This window comes from Streptomyces sp. NPDC058375, from assembly GCF_042723425.1.
Classification (GTDB): Bacteria; Actinomycetota; Actinomycetes; order Streptomycetales; family Streptomycetaceae; genus Streptomyces; species Streptomyces durocortorensis.
On record NZ_JBHXJG010000002.1, the window covers coordinates 29932 to 46843 of the forward strand.

16 protein-coding genes are annotated in these 16912 nt (G+C 71.6%); 9 read left to right on the top strand and 7 right to left on the bottom strand.

What is annotated here, in order from left to right; all coding sequences use genetic code 11:
* Window positions 1–13: 13 nt before the first annotated feature.
* From dacB to folE, 6 genes are all read left to right on the top strand, one after another.
* A complete protein-coding gene (gene dacB, locus ACFWM7_RS00760) occupies window positions 14–1489 on the top strand; it encodes a D-alanyl-D-alanine carboxypeptidase/D-alanyl-D-alanine-endopeptidase (protein WP_383253453.1) in 1476 nt (491 codons plus the stop codon).
* Between the two features lie 70 nt (window positions 1490–1559).
* Window positions 1560–2693, top strand: a complete 1134-nt coding sequence (locus ACFWM7_RS00765) for a zinc-dependent metalloprotease (RefSeq protein WP_383253454.1) — start codon at window positions 1560–1562, stop codon at window positions 2691–2693.
* A gap of 197 nt (window positions 2694–2890) precedes the next feature.
* Complete coding sequence (tilS, locus tag ACFWM7_RS00770) at window positions 2891–3997, top strand: tRNA lysidine(34) synthetase TilS (protein WP_383253456.1); 1107 nt, start codon at window positions 2891–2893, stop codon at window positions 3995–3997.
* 108 nt (window positions 3998–4105) lie between these two features.
* Window positions 4106–4645, top strand: a complete 540-nt coding sequence (gene hpt, locus ACFWM7_RS00775) for a hypoxanthine phosphoribosyltransferase (RefSeq protein ID WP_003968263.1) — start codon at window positions 4106–4108, stop codon at window positions 4643–4645.
* A 183-nt stretch (window positions 4646–4828) separates the two neighbouring features.
* The gene (gene ftsH / locus ACFWM7_RS00780; RefSeq protein ID WP_383253459.1) at window positions 4829–6880 is read left to right on the top strand and encodes an ATP-dependent zinc metalloprotease FtsH; all 2052 of its coding nucleotides are present in this window, start codon (window positions 4829–4831) and stop codon (window positions 6878–6880) included.
* A 163-nt stretch (window positions 6881–7043) separates the two neighbouring features.
* The gene (folE, locus tag ACFWM7_RS00785; RefSeq protein WP_383253461.1) at window positions 7044–7649 is read left to right on the top strand and encodes a GTP cyclohydrolase I FolE; all 606 of its coding nucleotides are present in this window, start codon (window positions 7044–7046) and stop codon (window positions 7647–7649) included.
* A gap of 65 nt (window positions 7650–7714) precedes the next feature.
* On the opposite strand, the gene ACFWM7_RS00790 is transcribed toward folE, so the two are convergent.
* From ACFWM7_RS00790 to ACFWM7_RS00815, 6 genes are all read right to left on the bottom strand, one after another.
* Window positions 7715–8203, bottom strand: coding sequence for a DUF3180 domain-containing protein (locus ACFWM7_RS00790; protein WP_383253463.1), 489 nt, complete (start codon window positions 8201–8203; stop codon window positions 7715–7717).
* Between the two features lie 74 nt (window positions 8204–8277).
* Window positions 8278–8889, bottom strand: coding sequence for a 2-amino-4-hydroxy-6-hydroxymethyldihydropteridine diphosphokinase (folK, locus tag ACFWM7_RS00795; RefSeq protein WP_383253465.1), 612 nt, complete (start codon window positions 8887–8889; stop codon window positions 8278–8280).
* Window positions 8886–9245, bottom strand: a complete 360-nt coding sequence (folB, locus tag ACFWM7_RS00800; RefSeq protein ID WP_003968268.1) for a dihydroneopterin aldolase — start codon at window positions 9243–9245, stop codon at window positions 8886–8888. The genes folK and folB overlap by 4 nt, the downstream gene beginning before the upstream one ends.
* Window positions 9246–9493: 248 nt before the next feature.
* Window positions 9494–9967, bottom strand: a complete 474-nt coding sequence (locus ACFWM7_RS00805; protein ID WP_383253468.1) for a nuclear transport factor 2 family protein — start codon at window positions 9965–9967, stop codon at window positions 9494–9496.
* Window positions 9964–10761 (bottom strand): dihydropteroate synthase, encoded by a 798-nt coding sequence (gene folP, locus ACFWM7_RS00810; protein ID WP_383253541.1) that lies wholly within the window; start codon window positions 10759–10761, stop codon window positions 9964–9966. The genes ACFWM7_RS00805 and folP overlap by 4 nt, the downstream gene beginning before the upstream one ends.
* 104 nt (window positions 10762–10865) lie before the next feature.
* Complete coding sequence (locus tag ACFWM7_RS00815; protein ID WP_383253470.1) at window positions 10866–12722, bottom strand: phosphatidylglycerol lysyltransferase domain-containing protein; 1857 nt, start codon at window positions 12720–12722, stop codon at window positions 10866–10868.
* A gap of 163 nt (window positions 12723–12885) precedes the next feature.
* On the opposite strand from ACFWM7_RS00815, the gene ACFWM7_RS00820 reads away from it, so the two are divergent.
* Window positions 12886–14016: an alpha/beta hydrolase gene (locus ACFWM7_RS00820; protein WP_383253472.1), complete on the top strand. Its 1131-nt coding sequence runs from the start codon at window positions 12886–12888 to the stop codon at window positions 14014–14016.
* 65 nt (window positions 14017–14081) lie between these two features.
* Here the strand turns inward: ACFWM7_RS00820 and ACFWM7_RS00825 are convergent, their stop codons facing one another.
* Window positions 14082–15254, bottom strand: a complete 1173-nt coding sequence (locus ACFWM7_RS00825) for an ABC transporter ATP-binding protein (RefSeq protein ID WP_383253474.1) — start codon at window positions 15252–15254, stop codon at window positions 14082–14084.
* Window positions 15255–15413: 159 nt separating this feature from the next.
* On the opposite strand from ACFWM7_RS00825, the gene ACFWM7_RS00830 reads away from it, so the two are divergent.
* Both ACFWM7_RS00830 and ACFWM7_RS00835 read left to right on the top strand, forming a co-directional pair.
* The gene (locus ACFWM7_RS00830) at window positions 15414–16196 is read left to right on the top strand and encodes an ABC transporter permease (protein ID WP_383253476.1); all 783 of its coding nucleotides are present in this window, start codon (window positions 15414–15416) and stop codon (window positions 16194–16196) included.
* Between the two features lie 3 nt (window positions 16197–16199).
* The gene (locus ACFWM7_RS00835; RefSeq protein ID WP_205084548.1) at window positions 16200–16874 is read left to right on the top strand and encodes an ABC transporter permease; all 675 of its coding nucleotides are present in this window, start codon (window positions 16200–16202) and stop codon (window positions 16872–16874) included.
* The last annotated feature ends 38 nt before the right edge of the window (window positions 16875–16912 follow it).

A 16912-nucleotide genomic window follows, 5' to 3' on the forward strand; every position in this document is an offset into this window, starting at 1 on the left:
GGGCTGGTCAGCGGTGGCCGAGCAGGTGGAAGAACCGTCGATGCGCCCCTCGGACCCGTGGGGCGGGCCGAAGATCCTGACGAAGAAGCGCAACGGGGCGTACACCTGGCAGGTGATCGCAGGCTCCGCAACGCTCGGCCTGGTCGTCGCAACCGGCGCCGTCCTCGCCGCCGGCCCCTGGGACAACGGTCAGCGTAAGGCCGAGCGGGAGCTGGCAGTCGCCGCGGACCGTACAGGTGGCGCACATCACGGCCGCACCACGCCCGACGGCCCCCGCCCGGCCCCCAGCGCCCCCGCCGTCCTGCCCGCCCTCGGCACCACCGCCCACGACGCCCCCCAGGACGCCGCCGGGCTCCGCGACGCCCTCGCCCCGCTCATCGGCGCGCCCGGACTCGGCAACAAGGTCGCCGCGTCCGTCATCGACACCGCCACCGGCAAGCAGCTGTACGGGCGGGGCGCCACCGCCCCGATGACTCCGGCCTCCACCATCAAGATCGCCACCACCACGGCCGCCCTCTCCGTCCTCGGCCCCGACCACCGCATCGCCACCACCGCCGCGCTGTCCCCCGACTCCCGCACCCTCACCCTCGTCGGCGGCGGCGACCCCACGCTCAGCGAGGCGGCCCTGCGCTCGATGGCCGACAAGGCCGCCGAGGCGCTCCGCGAGGACGACCGGGCCTCCGTACGGCTCACGTACGACACCTCCCGCTACACCGGCCCCGTGCTCCACCCGATCAGCCCCAACGACAACATCGCGCCGGTCACCGCCCTGATGGTCAACGAGGGCCGCCTCAACGACACGGACCGCGGCCACGCGCCCCGTACCGAAGACCCCGCCGGCGACGCCGCCCGCACCTTCGCCGCGGCCCTGAAGAAGGCGGGCGTCAAGGTCACCGGCGCCCCCCGCGAGGCCCGCGCGACCGACGAGGCCCGCACCGTCGCCACCCACCGCTCGGCCCGGCTCTCCGCCCTCGTCGAGCGCACCCTCACCAACAGCGACAACGACATCGCCGAGGCCCTCGCCCGACAGACCGCCATCGCCAAGGGCGAGAGCGCCTCCTTCGCCGGGGCCCGCCGCGCCGTCACCAACGAGCTGAAGAAGCTCGAAATCCCGGTCTCCGGCGCCCACTTCGCCGACGGCAGCGGCCTGGACCGCAAGGGCCGGGTCACCCCCGCCCTCCTCACCGCCCTCCTCGCCCGCGCCGCCGACCCCGACCGCCCCGGACTGCGCCCGGTCCTCACCGGCCTCCCGATCGCCGGTTTCAGCGGCACCCTCGGCGGCCGTTACGCACAGGACGCCGAAGGCACCGGCCTGGTCCGCGCCAAGACCGGCACCCTCCTGGGCGTCAACTCCCTCGCCGGAACCGTCGTCGACCGCCAGGGCCGCCTGCTCGCCTTCGCCTTCCTCGCCTCCGGCAGCATCTCCGCGACGGAGGCCGAACCCGCCCTCGACGCCCTGGCCACCGCCCTCGCCGGAACAGGCGGCTGAGCAGACCCCCGTACCCGAAGAGCCCTGCAAGACCCCACCAAGGGGCGACAAGCTCACGTACGGTTGACGCATGACGAGCATCGGTGGTGCCCAGATGGTCGACTGGAATCTCGCGGTGGCGACCGCGACCCGGCTCGTACGGCCCGGGCCCGACATCAGCCGCGAGGAGGCCCGCGCCGTCGTCGCGGAGCTCCGGCGGCACGCCAAGGCCTCCGAGGAGCACGTCCGGCTCTTCACCCGGATGATCCCCGAGGGGACCGAACCCGAGGACACCCCTGTCCTCGTCGTCGACCGGCCCGGCTGGATCAAGGCCAACGTCGCCGGCTTCCGCGAACTCCTGAAGCCCCTGCTCACCAAGATGGAGAGCCGCCGCACCGGCGGACCCGGCGGCGCCGTCCTCGGCGCGGTCGGCGGCAAGGTCACCGGCGTCGAGCTGGGCATGCTGCTCTCGTTCCTCGCCTCCCGGGTGCTCGGCCAGTACGAGACGTTCGCCCCCGCCACCCGGGAGCTGCCCGCTTCCGCGAACGGCGGCGGCCGCCTTCTCCTCGTCGCCCCCAACATCGTCCACGTCGAACGCGAGCTGGACGTCGATCCGCACGACTTCCGGCTCTGGGTCGCCCTCCACGAGGAGACCCACCGCACCCAGTTCACCGGCGTGCCCTGGCTCCGCGACCACCTCCAGGGCGAGATCCAGACGTTCCTCGACGAGACCGACGTCGACCCGATGACCTTCCTGGAACGCCTCCGCGAGGCCGCCCAGTCCCTCGCCGGCGGCCGCCCCGAGGGCGAACAGGGCGAGAGCGACACCCGCAGCCTCGTCGACATCGTCCAGACCCCCGCCCAGCGCGAGGTCCTCGGCCGCCTCACCGCCGTCATGTCCCTCCTCGAAGGACACGCCGACTACGTCATGGACGGCGTCGGCCCCGACGTCGTCGGCTCCGTCTCCGAGATCCGGGAGAAGTTCCAGCAGCGCCGCGCCCAGGGCGCCGGCCGCCTCGACCAGGCCCTGCGCAAGCTCCTCGGCCTCGACGCCAAGCTCCGCCAGTACAAGGACGGCGAGAAGTTCGTACGATCGGTCGTCGACGAGGTCGGCATGGACGGCTTCAACCGTGTCTGGACCTCGCCCAACACCCTCCCGACCAAGGCCGAGATCGCCAAGCCCGCCGACTGGGTCGCGCGCGTGCACCGTAAGGCCGAATCCTGACCACCGGGCCGCCCGGATACTCCTCGGGGACCGATATTCGCTCCCCAATCACCCATCCGAGGGACCATGGAGGCATGGGAAGGCGTGCAATGCTCGATGAACAGCTTGCCTCTGTCACCATCGACGCACTCTGAGTGACGGGACTCACGCGTTCCGGCGCTCGACGCACCTCCCGAACTCCACGAAGGGCACCGGACATGGGTCCCCATCCTGCGGTCGCGGCGATACGCCTGGCGGTCCGCCGCGTACTCCACGACGTCATCACCGAATTCCAGCGGAACGCCGGCCACCACCGGCCCGCCGAAGCGGCCAGGCGCCCCGCGCACGCCGCCCCCTACGCCGAGGCCGCCGCCGCGGGCGGCCCCCGCACCGCCCTCCCCGAGCGCCCCGAGACCCCGCTCGTCCTCGTCGCCTGCTCCGGCGGCGCCGACTCCATGGCGCTCGCCTCCGCGCTCGCCTTCGAGGCCCGCAAGCTCGACGTCCGGGCCGGCGGCATCACCGTCGACCACAACCTCCAGCCGGGCTCCGGCCTCCGCGCCGCCGAGGTCGTCACCCGGCTCACCGCCATGGACCTCGACCCCGTCGAGGCCGTCGCCGTGCACGTCGGACGCGAGGGCGGCCCCGAGGCCGCCGCCCGCGACGCCCGCTACGCCGCGCTGGACGCCGCCGCCGAACGCCACGGCGCCGCCGCCGTCCTGCTCGGCCACACCCGCGACGACCAGGCCGAGACCGTCCTCCTCGGCCTCGCCCGCGGCTCCGGCATCCGCTCGCTCTCCGGCATGGCCGCCGCCTCCGGACCGGCGGGCCGCTACCGCCGCCCCTTCCTCCAGCTCGACCGGCAGACCGCCCGCAAGGCCTGCCTGGTCCAGTCGATCCCCGTCTGGGACGACCCGCACAACATCGACCCCGCCTACACCCGCTCCCGGCTCCGCCACGAAGGCCTGCCCGCCCTGGAGAAGGCGCTCGGCAAAGGCGTCGTCGAGGCCCTCGCCCGCACCGCCCAGCTCTCCCGCGACGACGCCGACGCCCTGGACACCTGGGCCGCCGAGGCCGAGCTGTCCGTACGCGACGAGACCGGCCGCCTGGAGTGCGCGAAGCTCTACGCCCTGCCGCCCGCCGTACGCCGCCGGGTGCTGCGCCGCGCACTGGTCGAGGCCGGCTCGCCCCCCGGCTCCCTCTTCGCCCGGCACCTCGAAGAAGTCGACCGCCTGATCACCGGCTGGCGCGGCCAGCGGGCCATCAACCTGCCCGGCCGCGTCGAGGCGCTGCGGCAGGGTGGCAGACTGGTCATTCGGCAGAGCTGACGCGCGAGCGGCTGAAGTGCAGGCGAACCGCCGCCGGCCCGGGAGCACCCGGACCGGCGGGCCAGGGCGTCGGCAGCACAGAAAGAGACGTGGGTGAACGAGAAGGACATGGGTACCGACCTTCAGTCGGTGCTCCTCACCAAGGAAGAGATCGACGCGAAGCTCGTCGAGCTGGCCGCGAAGATCGACGCGGAGTACGCGGGCAAGGACCTGCTGATCGTCGGCGTCCTCAAGGGCGCGGTGATGGTCATGGCGGACCTGGCGCGCGCGCTGTCCACCCCCGTCACGATGGACTGGATGGCCGTCTCCTCGTACGGGGCGGGCACCCAGTCCTCCGGCGTCGTGCGGATCCTCAAGGACCTCGACACCGACATCAAGGGCAAGCACGTCCTGATCGTCGAGGACATCATCGACTCCGGACTGACGCTGTCCTGGCTGCTGTCCAACCTGGGCTCCCGGGAGCCGGCCTCGCTGGAGGTCTGCACCCTGCTGCGCAAGCCGGATGCCGCAAAGGTCGCGATCGATGTGAAGTGGATCGGTTTCGACATCCCCAACGAGTTCGTCGTCGGCTACGGGCTGGACTACGCGGAGAAGTACCGCAACCTGCCCTTCGTCGGCACGCTGGCCCCGCACGTCTACGGCGGCTGACCCCCGGGCGGGCCGCCGGGGAACCCTCACCGCCTCCGGGCCGTTGGAGCTTCGAAAGCAGGTTTCTCCGCTGCACCCAGCGGTCGTGGGTGCCCATGCTGAGGTACCGTCCGAAGAACACTCTTTTCAAACAGCAGCATTTACCTACGGGCAGGAGGGACGGGGCGTCTTCGCTCCGTATGGATGGACGTGAAGCGATACTTCCGTGGGCCGGTCATGTGGATCGTGCTGGCCGTCCTCGCCGTGGTCGTGTTGATGCAGGTCGTCGGCTCGTCGGGCGGCTACAAGACGGTGGACACCGGCAAGGTGATCCAGGCGATCAGCAAGGACCAGGTGGAGCAGGCCAAGCTGACCACCGGTGACGAACAAATCCTCAAGATCGAACTGAAGGACGGCCAGAAGCTCGAAGGCGAGTCCGGAGCCAAGTTCCAGGCGAGCTACATCGGCAACCAGGGCGTCGAGCTCGCCGACACGCTGCAGACGAAGTTCGAGGCGGGTGACATCGAGAAGGGTTACACCGTCTCGCCGTCGAAGCAGTCCCCGTTCGTCTCGATCCTCCTCTCGCTGCTGCCCTTCGTCCTCATCGTGGTCGTCTTCCTGTTTCTGATGAATCAGATGCAGGGCGGCGGTTCCAAGGTCATGCAGTTCGGCAAGTCCAAGGCCAAGCTGATCACCAAGGACACCCCCAAGACGACCTTCGCCGATGTGGCGGGATCCGACGAGGCGGTCGAAGAACTCCACGAGATCAAGGAGTTCCTCCAGGAGCCGGCGAAGTTCCAGGCCGTCGGCGCCAAGATCCCCAAGGGCGTCCTGCTCTACGGCCCGCCCGGTACGGGCAAGACGCTGCTCGCGCGCGCCGTCGCCGGCGAGGCGGGCGTCCCGTTCTACTCGATCTCCGGTTCCGACTTCGTCGAGATGTTCGTCGGCGTCGGCGCCTCCCGGGTGCGTGACCTCTTCGAGCAGGCCAAGGCGAACGCCCCGGCGATCGTCTTCGTCGACGAGATCGACGCCGTCGGCCGCCACCGCGGCGCCGGCATGGGCGGCGGTCACGACGAGCGCGAGCAGACGCTCAACCAGCTGCTCGTCGAGATGGACGGATTCGACGTGAAGGGCGGCGTCATCCTGATCGCCGCCACGAACCGCCCGGACATCCTCGACCCGGCGCTCCTGCGCCCGGGCCGCTTCGACCGGCAGATCGCGGTCGACCGCCCCGACATGCAGGGCCGCCTGGAGATCCTCAAGGTGCACCAGAAGGGCAAGCCCGTGGCGGAGGGCGTCGACCTCGGCGCCGTCGCGCGGCGCACGCCCGGCTTCACCGGTGCCGACCTGTCGAACGTGCTCAACGAAGCGGCGCTCCTGACGGCGCGCACCGACAAGACGCGCATCGATAACGAGAGCCTCGACGAGGCGATCGACCGTGTCGTGGCGGGCCCGCAGAAGCGGACCCGGATCATGTCCGAGAAGGAAAAGAAGATCACCGCGTACCACGAGGGCGGACACGCCCTGGTCGCGGCGGCCTCCCCCCAGTCGGACCCGGTTCACAAGATCACGATCCTCTCCCGCGGCCGTGCCCTCGGTTACACGATGGTGCTCCCGGAGGAGGACAAGTACTCCACGACCCGCAACGAGATGCTCGACCAGCTGGCGTACATGCTGGGCGGGCGTGCGGCCGAGGAGCTGGTCTTCCACGACCCGACCACCGGCGCCGCGAACGACATCGAGAAGGCCACGGCGACGGCCCGCGCGATGGTCACGCAGTACGGCATGACGGAGCGCCTCGGCGCGATCAAGTTCGGCGGCGACAACTCGGAGCCCTTCCTGGGCCGCGAGATGGGCCACCAGCGCGACTACTCGGAAGAGGTCGCGGCCCTGGTCGACGAGGAGGTCAAGAAGCTCATCGAGACCGCCCACAACGACGCGTGGGAGATCCTCGTCGAGAACCGCGACATCCTCGACGCCCTGGTGCTCGAACTGCTGGAGAAGGAGACGCTCGGCAAGGACGAGATCGCCGAGATCTTCGCCCCCATCGTCAAGCGCCCCGCCCGCCCGGCATGGACCGGATCCGCCCGACGCACCCCGTCGACGCGGCCCCCGGTGCTCTCTCCCAAGGAGCTGGCCCTCACCAACGGCAGCGCCAACGGCTCGGCCACCCCGCCGGAGATCGCCCCGACGGACCTGACCAAGGACATCGCCCCGTCCACCGAGGCGATCCCCGAGGACCGTCCCGAGAGCTAGCCCCGGCCCCGCTCCGGTGAGACCCCCGTCACGGGGGCCGACCCGGTCCCGGAATGGATGCCGCGCCCCCCAGGTTTTAGCCTGTGGGGGCGCGGCTTTTTTGTATGCCTGCGATGTCCATGTGCGATCCGCGCACGGGGCAGCACAGAGGAACGAGGCACAGATGACCGACCCGGTGACGTTGGACGGCCAGGGTTCGATCGGCGAATTCGACGAGAAGCGGGCCGAGGCAGCCGTACGCGAACTGCTGCTCGCTGTCGGGGAGGACCCGGACCGTGAGGGTCTGCGGGAGACGCCGGGGCGGGTGGCGCGGGCGTACAAGGAGATATTCGCGGGCCTTTACCAGCAGCCCGAGGATGTCCTGACGACCACGTTCGACCTGGGTCACGACGAGATGGTGCTGGTCAAGGACATTGAGGTGTTCAGTACATGTGAGCATCACCTGGTGCCGTTCAGGGGCGTCGCGCACGTCGGCTACATCCCCGCGTCCACCGGCAAGATCACCGGCCTGTCCAAGCTGGCCCGGCTGGTCGACGTCTACGCCCGCCGCCCGCAGGTCCAGGAGCGGCTGACGACCCAGATCGCCGAGTCCCTCATGTCGATCCTGGAGCCGCGCGGGGTCGTTGTCGTCGTCGAGTGCGAGCACATGTGCATGTCCATGCGCGGCATCCGCAAGCCCGGGGCGAAGACCCTCACCTCGGCGGTGCGCGGTCAGCTCCGCGACCCCGCGACCCGCGCCGAGGCGATGAGCCTCATCATGGCGCGCTGACGCCCCGGAGCACACGACTGGGGCCCGACTGCCGCTGACAGCGGCAGCCGGGCCCCAGTCGTGCGTCACGCCGCAGCCGTGCCCGTGCCGTCGTGGTCGTTGCCGTCTTCCGGGAGGCGGCAGACGCGTTCCAGGAAGAGGGCGGCCGCGATGACGCCGATGCCGGCGATCACCGCCGCGCCCGCGTAGATGGCCTGGTCGCGGCGGGGCGGGATGTCGAGGTAGCTCAGGAGGAAGACGCCGGTGCCGCCGTACATTCCGGCGACCAGGGCGGCGACCAGCGCGCTCGCCTGGCCGAAGACGACCGCGCGGGCCGCGAACAGGGGCTCGACGCCCTTGGCGCCGGGGCGGCGTTCGCGTTGGGCGCGGAGGCGGTTGCGGGTGGAGAGGGCGGTCGCGAGGAGGATCACCGCGATCACGGCGAGCACGATCGACGCGGCCAGCGGGACGCTCGGCAGGGTGCCGAAGGAGTCCCAGAGGCGGGCCCCGCCCCAGGAGAGGACGCCGGCGGCGGCGAAGAGGCCCGCCAGTACCCCGAGCCGTAGTTGCTTCACCGAGTGAGCCGCCCTTCGCGCCGCCTGTGCCCGGTCCGGCCGTGCGCCGGACCACCGTCCGTCGAGCCTAACGATTACTCCGGCAGGCGCAGTTCCAGGTCGGCGCGGGGCAGCACGCTGTCACGGCCGACCTGCGCGAGGAGCTGGACCACCGCTCCGGCGCCGGGCAGCTGGGCCTCGGGGTCCACGTCGTGCCAGGGGGCGAGGACGAAGGCCCGCTCGTGGGCGCGCGGGTGGGGGAGCGTGAGCACCGGGTCGTCGGAGAGGACGTCGGCGTACGACACGATGTCGACGTCGATGGTGCGCGGGCCCCAGCGCTCCTCGCGGACCCGGTCGAAGGCCTCCTCGACGGCCTGGCCGCGCTCCAGCAGGGAGGCGGGGGGCAGCGTCGTCTTCACGAGGATGACCGCGTTGAAGTACGACGGCTGGGAATTCGCCTCGACGCCCCAGGGCTCCGTCTCGTACACCGGGGAGACGGCCTTGACCCGCAGGCCCGGGGTGTCCTCCAGGGCGTCGACGGCCCCCTGGAGGGTCTCCAGGCGGTTGCCCAGGTTGGAGCCGAGGGAGATCACGGCCATCTTGGGGTTGGAGAGCGTGATGTCGGCGGCGTCCACCTGCCGGACGACGGCGGTCGGAACCGGCTGTACGGTCGGGTCGCTCTGCCCTTCGGTCGAAAATGCAGTCATGCTCGGCTCCGGGTGATGGTGATGGTCACGTCGTCGAAGGGGACGGTGATCGGCGCGTCCGGCTTGTGCACCACGACCTCGACCTCCTGGACGCCTTCGTGCTTCAGGCACTGCTGGGCGATGCGCTCGGCGAGCGTCTCGATCAGATCGACCGGTTCGCCCGTCACCACGTCGACGACCTCCTCGGCCACCACGCCGTAGTGCACGGTGCGGGCCAGGTCGTCGGTGGCTGCCGCGGGGCGGGTGTCGAGGCCGAGCACCAGGTCGACGATGAAGGTCTGGCCCTCTTCCCGCTCCCGGGGGAAGACGCCGTGGTGCCCACGGGCCTTGAGGCCGCGCAGCGCGACACGATCCACGCGAATCACTCCTGCTGTCGTTGGTCGAGAGGCACCCGGCCGCGTGCGGGCGGCGAGGTGCCTTCTTTCGAATCTACCTGCGAGCACCGACAGTGCTCGCCCGTGGGGGCCATGGACAACGCCTCACCGGGCTGGTAGCCGCCCATACCCCTGGGGCATCGGTTCCAATCCACTATCGGTCCCGTACCCACTCGGGAGAGTGTTTCCTCCTCGGGAAGGGGTTTCCCCGTCAGGAAAGGGTTTCCCCGTCAGGAGGGGGATTCCTCGTCGTCGTCCTCGTCGGACTCCGTCAGGACGGGCGAACCGTGGTGCGACCAGAGCTTCCAGCCGTCGGGAGTGCGCCGGAACACGTTCGTCGCGACGACCAGCTGGCCCACCAGCGGTCCCAGCGCGTTGCCCTCCTCGGCCGGGCCGCCGCTGAGGATGTTCTCGGTGCAGGTGACCAGCGCGGTGTCGCCGGTCATCGCGATGTTGACGTCGGTCAGGAAGAACTGGATGTACTCGGTGTTCGCCATGATCAGGGCGTAGCTGCGCAGCACCTCGCCCCGCCCCGTGAGCACCGGCCAGCCGGGGTGGACGCAGGAGACGGTGAGGTCCTCGCCGGGCAGCCAGCTCTCGGAGAGCGTCTCGTGGTCGCCGCGTTCCAGCGCCTCGTAGAAGGCGGTGTTGGCGGCCTCGACCTCCGCGATGTCGGCGGCGGCCTGTGCGTGCTCCTCGTTCACGCGGCTCCCTCCACCGCGCGGGCGACGCGGACCGCGTCGGCGGTGGCCCGCACCTCGTGGACCCGGACCGCCCAGGCGCCGGCCTGCGCGGACAGCGCGGATACGGCCGCTGTCGCCGCGTCCCGTTCGCGGGCGGGCGGCGGGGCGGCGTCCGGGGCGGCCAGGACGTGGCCGAGGAAACGTTTGCGGGAGGCGGCCACCAGCAGCGGGCGGCCCAGCGTGCGCAGCTCGGCCAGGTGCGCGACGAGCGCCAGGTCGTGGGCGGCGTCCTTCGCGAAGCCGAGGCCGGGGTCGATCACGACGCGTTCCGGGGCGACCCCGCCCGCGATCACCGCGTCCATCCGCTGCCGCAGTTCGTCGAGGACTTCCGCGACGACGTCCCCGTACACCGCGCGGCTGTTCATCGACTCGCTGAAGCCGCGCCAGTGCATCACGACGAACGGGACCTCGGCGGCGGCGACGGCCGGGATCATGTCCGGGTCGGCGAGGCCGCCGCTGACGTCGTTGACCAGGGCGGCCCCGGCGGCGACGGCCTGTTCGGCGACGCGGGCGCGCATGGTGTCCACGGAGACGGTGACGCCCTCGGAGGCCAGCCCCTTGACGACCGGGACGACCCGGCGCAGTTCCTCGGCCTCGTCGACCCGGCTGGCGCCGGGACGGGTGGACTCGCCGCCCACGTCGACCAGGTCCGCGCCCTCGGACACCAGGTGCAGGCCGTGCTTGACCGCGGCCGTGGTGTCGAACCAGCGGCCGCCGTCGGAGAAGGAGTCGGGCGTCACGTTGACGACGCCCATGACCGCGCAGCGGTCCCACTCCGGCAGCCCTCGGACCGTGCCCCGCGTGCGTGACGTACTCATACGACCAGACTAGGGCGTGTCGTTTCCCCCGTACGACGCCGTTACGCCGCGCTCACCTCGTGCTCCGGGCGCGTATGCGCGGTGTGACCGCACGGGCGGGGTGTGCGGGGCCGGAACGGGCGGGGCGGCGTGAGGTTCACGAAGCCCTCCGCCCGCATCGCCGCGATCCCGATGCGGGGCAGGTCGCGGCTGGTGCGGAAGACCACGAAGCGGGGCTCCCAGCGGGGCTTGAACTTGGCGTTGAACCTGTACAGCGACTCGATCTGGAACCAGCGGGAGAGGAAGACGAGGAGCCCTCGCCAGCAGCGCAGCACCGGGCCCGCGCCGAGCCGCTCGCCGCGGGCCAGCGCGGAGCGGAACATCGCGAAGTTCAGCGAGACCCGGGCGATGCCGAGCTTCTCGGCGGCCTGGAGGGAGGCGACGATGAGCAGCTCGTTCATGCCGGGGTCGGCCGCGCGGTCGCGGCGCATCAGCTCCAGCGACATCCCGTCGCGCCCCCACGGTACGAAGTGGAGGACGGCCTTCAGGTCGCCGTGCGGGGAGTCCTCCGTAGCGGAGCCGGGCAGGTGCGCGGTGGCGATCACGCAGTCGCCGTCGGCCGGGTCGCCGATCCGGCCGAGCGCCATGGAGAAGCCGCGTTCGGTGTCGGTGCCGCGCCAGTCGGCGGCGGCGCGGCGGATGCGGTCCAGCTCGGCGCCGCCGATGTCACGTGCCCGCCGGACCCGGGTCTCGTAGCCGCCGCGTTCGATGCGCTTGACCATCTGCCGCACGTTCCGCATGGCGCGTCCGGCGAGGGAGAAATCCGCCACGTCCACCACCGCCTCGTCGCCCAGCTCCAGGGCGGTGAGCCCGGTCTCGCGGGTCCAGACCTGGCCGCCGGTCTCGCTGCAGCCCATCACGGCGGGGGTCCAGGAGTGGGCCCGCGCCTCGTCCATGAAGCGTTCGATCGCGCCCGGCCAGGCCTCCACGTCGCCGATGGGGTCACCGCCGGCCAGCATCACCCCGGAGACGACCCGGTAGCAGACGGCGGCCTTGCCGCTGGGGGAGAAGACGACGCCCTTGTCGCGGCGGAGCGCGAAGTGGCCGAGCGAGTCCCGGCCGCCGTGCCGCTCCAGCAGCTCCCGCAGCCGGCTCTCGTCGTCCTCGGTGAGGCGGGCCGCCGGGTGTTCGGGGCGGAAGGCGAGGTAGATGGTGGTGACGGCGGTCAGCAGGCCGAGCGCGCCCAGCGAGTAGGCCACCGTCCCGCTGGTCCTCCCCGCGTAGTCGACGGGCCCCTCGACGCCGAACAGGCCGTACAGCACGTGCTGGAGGCGGTCGGCGATCGACGGGTCGCCGACGACCCGGCCGGGGTGGACGCTGACGATGATCAGCCCGAGCCCCAGCGAACCGGCCCCGAGCAGTACGAAGTTGGCGAGCGCCCGCCAGCGGCTGCGCGGGTCGGGCAGCGCCCGGAACTGGTCGCGGTGGCGCACCAGCAGCCAGCAGAGCGTCAGCGAGACGAGCACGCCGATGACCGAGTGGCGGTAGGCGAACTGGGCCGCGGCCCCCGCGGGCAGCAGGACCACCGCCGCCCGCCAGGCCCGCCGCTTGTGCCGCTTCAGCCCGTGCGCGAGCAGGAGCAGCAGCATGCCCGCGCTGAGCGAGAGCGCGGCGGCGAACGGGCCGAGCGCCCCGGGGAGCACTTCGGCGAGGGTGTGCATCCGGCTGTGCCGGAAGCGGGGGAAGACCCCGGCGGCGACGTCGATCAGCCCGACGACGGTGCAGGCGGTACCGACGAGAGCCGGTACGGATTCGGGGCGCGGCCCGCGCAGCAACCGGCGTACGCCGCGCAGCGTGTGCGTCCGGCGCGTCCGGTGCGGAACCGATACTGACTTATCCCCATCTAGCGTGACAGACATCGTTTCCTGTGGCTTCGCGAGAGATTCCTTGGGTCCGTCCCCGGGCCGGGGCCCTGCGGACGGTGTGCGCCCTCTAGGACGTGGGCCGGGGAGCGCGGGTTCACCCACATTCCGGAAATTTCCCGCATCCGCCCCTCGACGTAATCGCGGAGAAAGCACGCCCATGGGTCTCACCAGCACCACAGTTCTGGCGGTCGTGGCGGCGCTGGCCGTCGCGCTGTTCGCCGCCACGGTCCGGGTCTGGCCGCGGCTGGCCCGGCCGGGCGCCGCCGCGGTGTCGGGCCGGATCGGTCTGCTGCTGGCGACCCAGCTGACGCTGTTCGCCGCGGTGGGTCTCGCGGCCAACAACGCCTTTCTCTTCTACGGCTCCTGGGCCGATCTCTTCGGGCAGAAGCAGGAGCTGGGGGTCGTCACCGACCACGGGGCCGGCGCGGCCGGAGCGGACGGCTCGCGGCACATGACGCGCATCGGCACCCAGTACCCGGACGTGCCGGGCGGGCGGGTGCCCTCGGTCGGCGGGCGGATCGACAAGGTGGTGATCTCGGGGCGTACGTCGGGCATCGAGTCCCCGGCGTACGTCTATCTGCCGCCGGAGTATTTTCGGAGCGCGCACGCCGGGCGGACGTTCCCGGCGGCCGTGGTTCTCACCGGCTACCCGGGCACGGCGGAGAACCTGCTGAAGGGGCTGCGCTACCCGCAGACCGCGCATGACCTGGTGAAGTCGGGGAAGGCCCGGCCGATGATCCTGGTGATGCTGCGGCCGACGGTCGCGCCGCCCCGGGACACCGAGTGCGTGGACATCCCCGGGGGCCCGCAGACCGAGACGTATCTCGCGAAGGACCTCCCGGAGGCGATCGCGGGGTCCTACCGGGCCGGGAAGAAGGCCCGCGACTGGGGCATCATCGGCAACTCCACCGGCGGCTACTGCGCGTTGAAGATCGGGCTGCACCACCCGGACCGGTACGCGGCGAGCGCCGGGCTCTCCGCGTACTACAAGGCGGCCGAGGACCCGACGACGGGCGATCTGTTCCACGGGAAGCAGGAGCTGCGCGACCGGGCCGACCTGCTGTGGACCCTGGAGAACCGGCCGCCGTCCGGGGGCTCGTTCCTGGTGACGACGTCCCGGCGGGGCGAGGGCAACCTCGGGAGCACGATGGAGTTCATCGAGAAGGTGAGGGCGCCCGCCAAGGTGTCCTCCATCGTGCTCGACAGCGGCGGGCACAACTTCACGACCTGGCGGCGGGAGATCCCCCCGGCGTTGGAGTGGCTGAGCGCCCGGCTCGGCGAGGGCTGAACCGGGGCGGGCCCCGGGAGCCGGGCCGGGCCGGCCGCCCCGTCCCGCCCGGTCCCCGTCCCGTACTACGCGGTCGCCACCGTCTCCACCGCGACCTCCGCACGCGGTACGTCCTGGGCGTCCGCGTCGATCGAGCGGCGCAGGGCCTCGTGCAGCCGGGCGGGGGTCAGGACGCCGAGGAAGCGGCCCTCGCTCTCCTTGTCGATGACCGCGATCCAGCCCGCGTCGTGCTGGAGCATGGTGGCGAACGCCTGCTTGAGGGGCGCGCCGAGCGGGAGCCAGGCCTCCATCCGGCGGGCGTGCTCGCGGACGGTGCCCTCGGCCGTGGCATCGGGGGTCGCGTCGGCGGGGATCCAGCCGTGGAGGTTGTCCCGGCCGTCCAGGACGACCGCCCAGCGCGCGCCCTCGGCCCTGAGCCGTTCGGTGGCCGCGGCCAGCGGGTCGTCGAGGTGGACGACCGGCGGCTGGTCGAGGTCGCTCTGTTCGATCGGCGTCACCGAGAGCCGCTTGAGCCCGCGGTCCGCGCCGACGAAGTCGGCCACGTACGGCGTCGCGGGGGCCCCGAGGACGGTGGCGGGGGAGTCGAACTGCTCGATGCGGCCCTGTCCGTAGACGGCGATGCGGTCGCCGAGGCGGACGGCCTCCTCGATGTCGTGCGTGACGAACAGCACGGTCTTACGGACCTGGGCCTGGAGTTTCAGGAATTCGTTCTGGAGGCGTTCGCGGACGACCGGGTCGACCGCCCCGAAAGGCTCGTCCATGAGGAGAACGGGCGGATCGGCGGCCAATGCGCGGGCCACGCCCACGCGTTGACGCTGCCCGCCGGAAAGCTGTTCCGGATAGCGGTCACCATAAACGGAAGGGTCGAGTCCGACGAGGTCGAGGAGTTCGGCGGCGCGTTCGCGTCCCTTTCCGCGCTTCCAGCCCAGCAGATGGGGAACGGTCGCGGTGTTCTCCAGCACCGTCTTGTGCGGGAAGAGACCCACCTGCTGGATCACATAGCCGATGCGGCGGCGCAGTTCGACGGGGTCGATGGTGGATATGTCGTCCCCGTCGAGGAATATCCCGCCCTCGGTCGGTTCGATCAGCCGGTTCACCATCTTCATGGTGGTCGTCTTGCCGCAACCGGAAGGTCCGACGAGCGTGACCAGTTCACCCTCGGCGACCTCGAAGGAAAGGTCGTCGACGGCGGTGGTGCCATCGGCGTACCGCTTGGTGACGTGCTCGAAACGGATCATGGTTCCCCATTGTGGAGGGCGTTCTGTGAAGGGCATGTTGCCGGAATGCGACAGCCTCCGCGATTGTCAGTGGTCGAGGATAGGCTCGTCAGTCATCAGTTCGATCCGGGCGATCCGGGGCATCCGGCGTGACGAGGGAAAGCAGGAGGCGGGGGGCGGATGGCCGAGCAGAGCTGCCTGGTGACGAACGACTGGATCTGCGGGGAGTATCTGCGCTCCCGCAGCCAGGAGTTGACCGACGCGACCGTGCAGCACATCGGGATCACGGTGGTCTCGGTGCTGATCGGGCTCGCGGTGGCCCTTCCGCTGGCGCTGCTCGCCCGCCGGGGCCCGCGCTTCGCCGGGCCGGTGCTCGGGCTGACGACCGTGCTCTACACCGTGCCATCGCTGGCGATGTTCTCGCTGCTGCTGCCCCTGTTCGGGCTGTCGGCCGCGCTCGTCGTCACGGGCCTGGTGCTCTACTCGCTGACCATCCTCGTGCGCAACATCCTGGCCGGGCTCGAAGCGGTGCCGCAGGAGGCCAGGGAGGCCGCCCGCGGCATGGGGTACGGGCCGGTCCGGCTGCTGTGGGAGGTGGAGCTTCCGCTGGCGCTGCCCGCGGTGATGGCGGGGCTGCGGATAGCCACCGTGTCGACGGTCGCGCTGACCACGGTCGGCTCGCTCGTCGGCAAGGGGGGCCTCGGCAATCTCATCGAGGACGCGCTGCCCAGCTTCTTCAAGGCCCAGGTGCTCGCCGCCTCGGTGCTGTGCGTGCTGCTCGCGGTGACCGCGGACCTGCTGCTGCTCGGTCTCCAGCGGCTGTTGACGCCCTGGACCCGGATACCCGGGGCGGCCGTCCCGCCGCCCGGCCCGGGGAAGGCGGAGGCGTCCGCGTCCGCCTCGCCCGGCCCGGGGAAGGCGGAGGCGTCCGCGTCAGCCCCGGCGAAGGCGGAGGTGGGCTGACCCGTGGGAGTCATCGGTGACGCCTGGACCTGGCTGACCACCGGGGCCAACTGGTCGGGGGACGGCGGGGCCGCGCACCGGCTCGGCGAGCATCTGTACGTGAGCGGGGTCGCCCTCGCGGTGGCCTGCGCGATAGCCCTGCCGCTCGCCCTGTATCTGGGGCACATCGGCAAGGGGGGCGCCCTCGCGGTGAACCTCTCCAACGTGGGGCGGGCCGTCCCGGTCTTCGCGGTGCTGGCCCTTTTCATGGTCACGCCCCTGCGCAACTCGGGGTACTGGCCCACGATCATCGCGCTGGTGCTGTTCGCGGTGCCGCCGCTGCTGACCAACGCCTATGTCGGGATGCGGGAGGTGGACCGGGCGGTGGTGGAGGCCGCACGCGGCATGGGGATGTCGGGCGGGCAGCTCTTCGTCCGGGTCGAGCTGCCGCTCGCCTACCCGATGATCATGACCGGGCTACGGTCCGCCGCCGTCCAGGTCGTGGCCACCGCGTCGATCGCCGCGATGGTCGGCCTCGGCGGCCTCGGCCGGATCATCACCGCCGGGTTCAACACCTACGACACCGCCCAGGTCTTCGCGGGCGCGGTCCTGGTCGCCGGTCTCGCCCTGGTGGTGGAGGGCGTGCTGGCGGGCCTGGACCGGCTGCTGTCCCCGCTGCGCCGCCGCAGGCCCGCGTGAGCGCACAGCCCATTTTTTTCGACGTGCTTTCTTCTGGT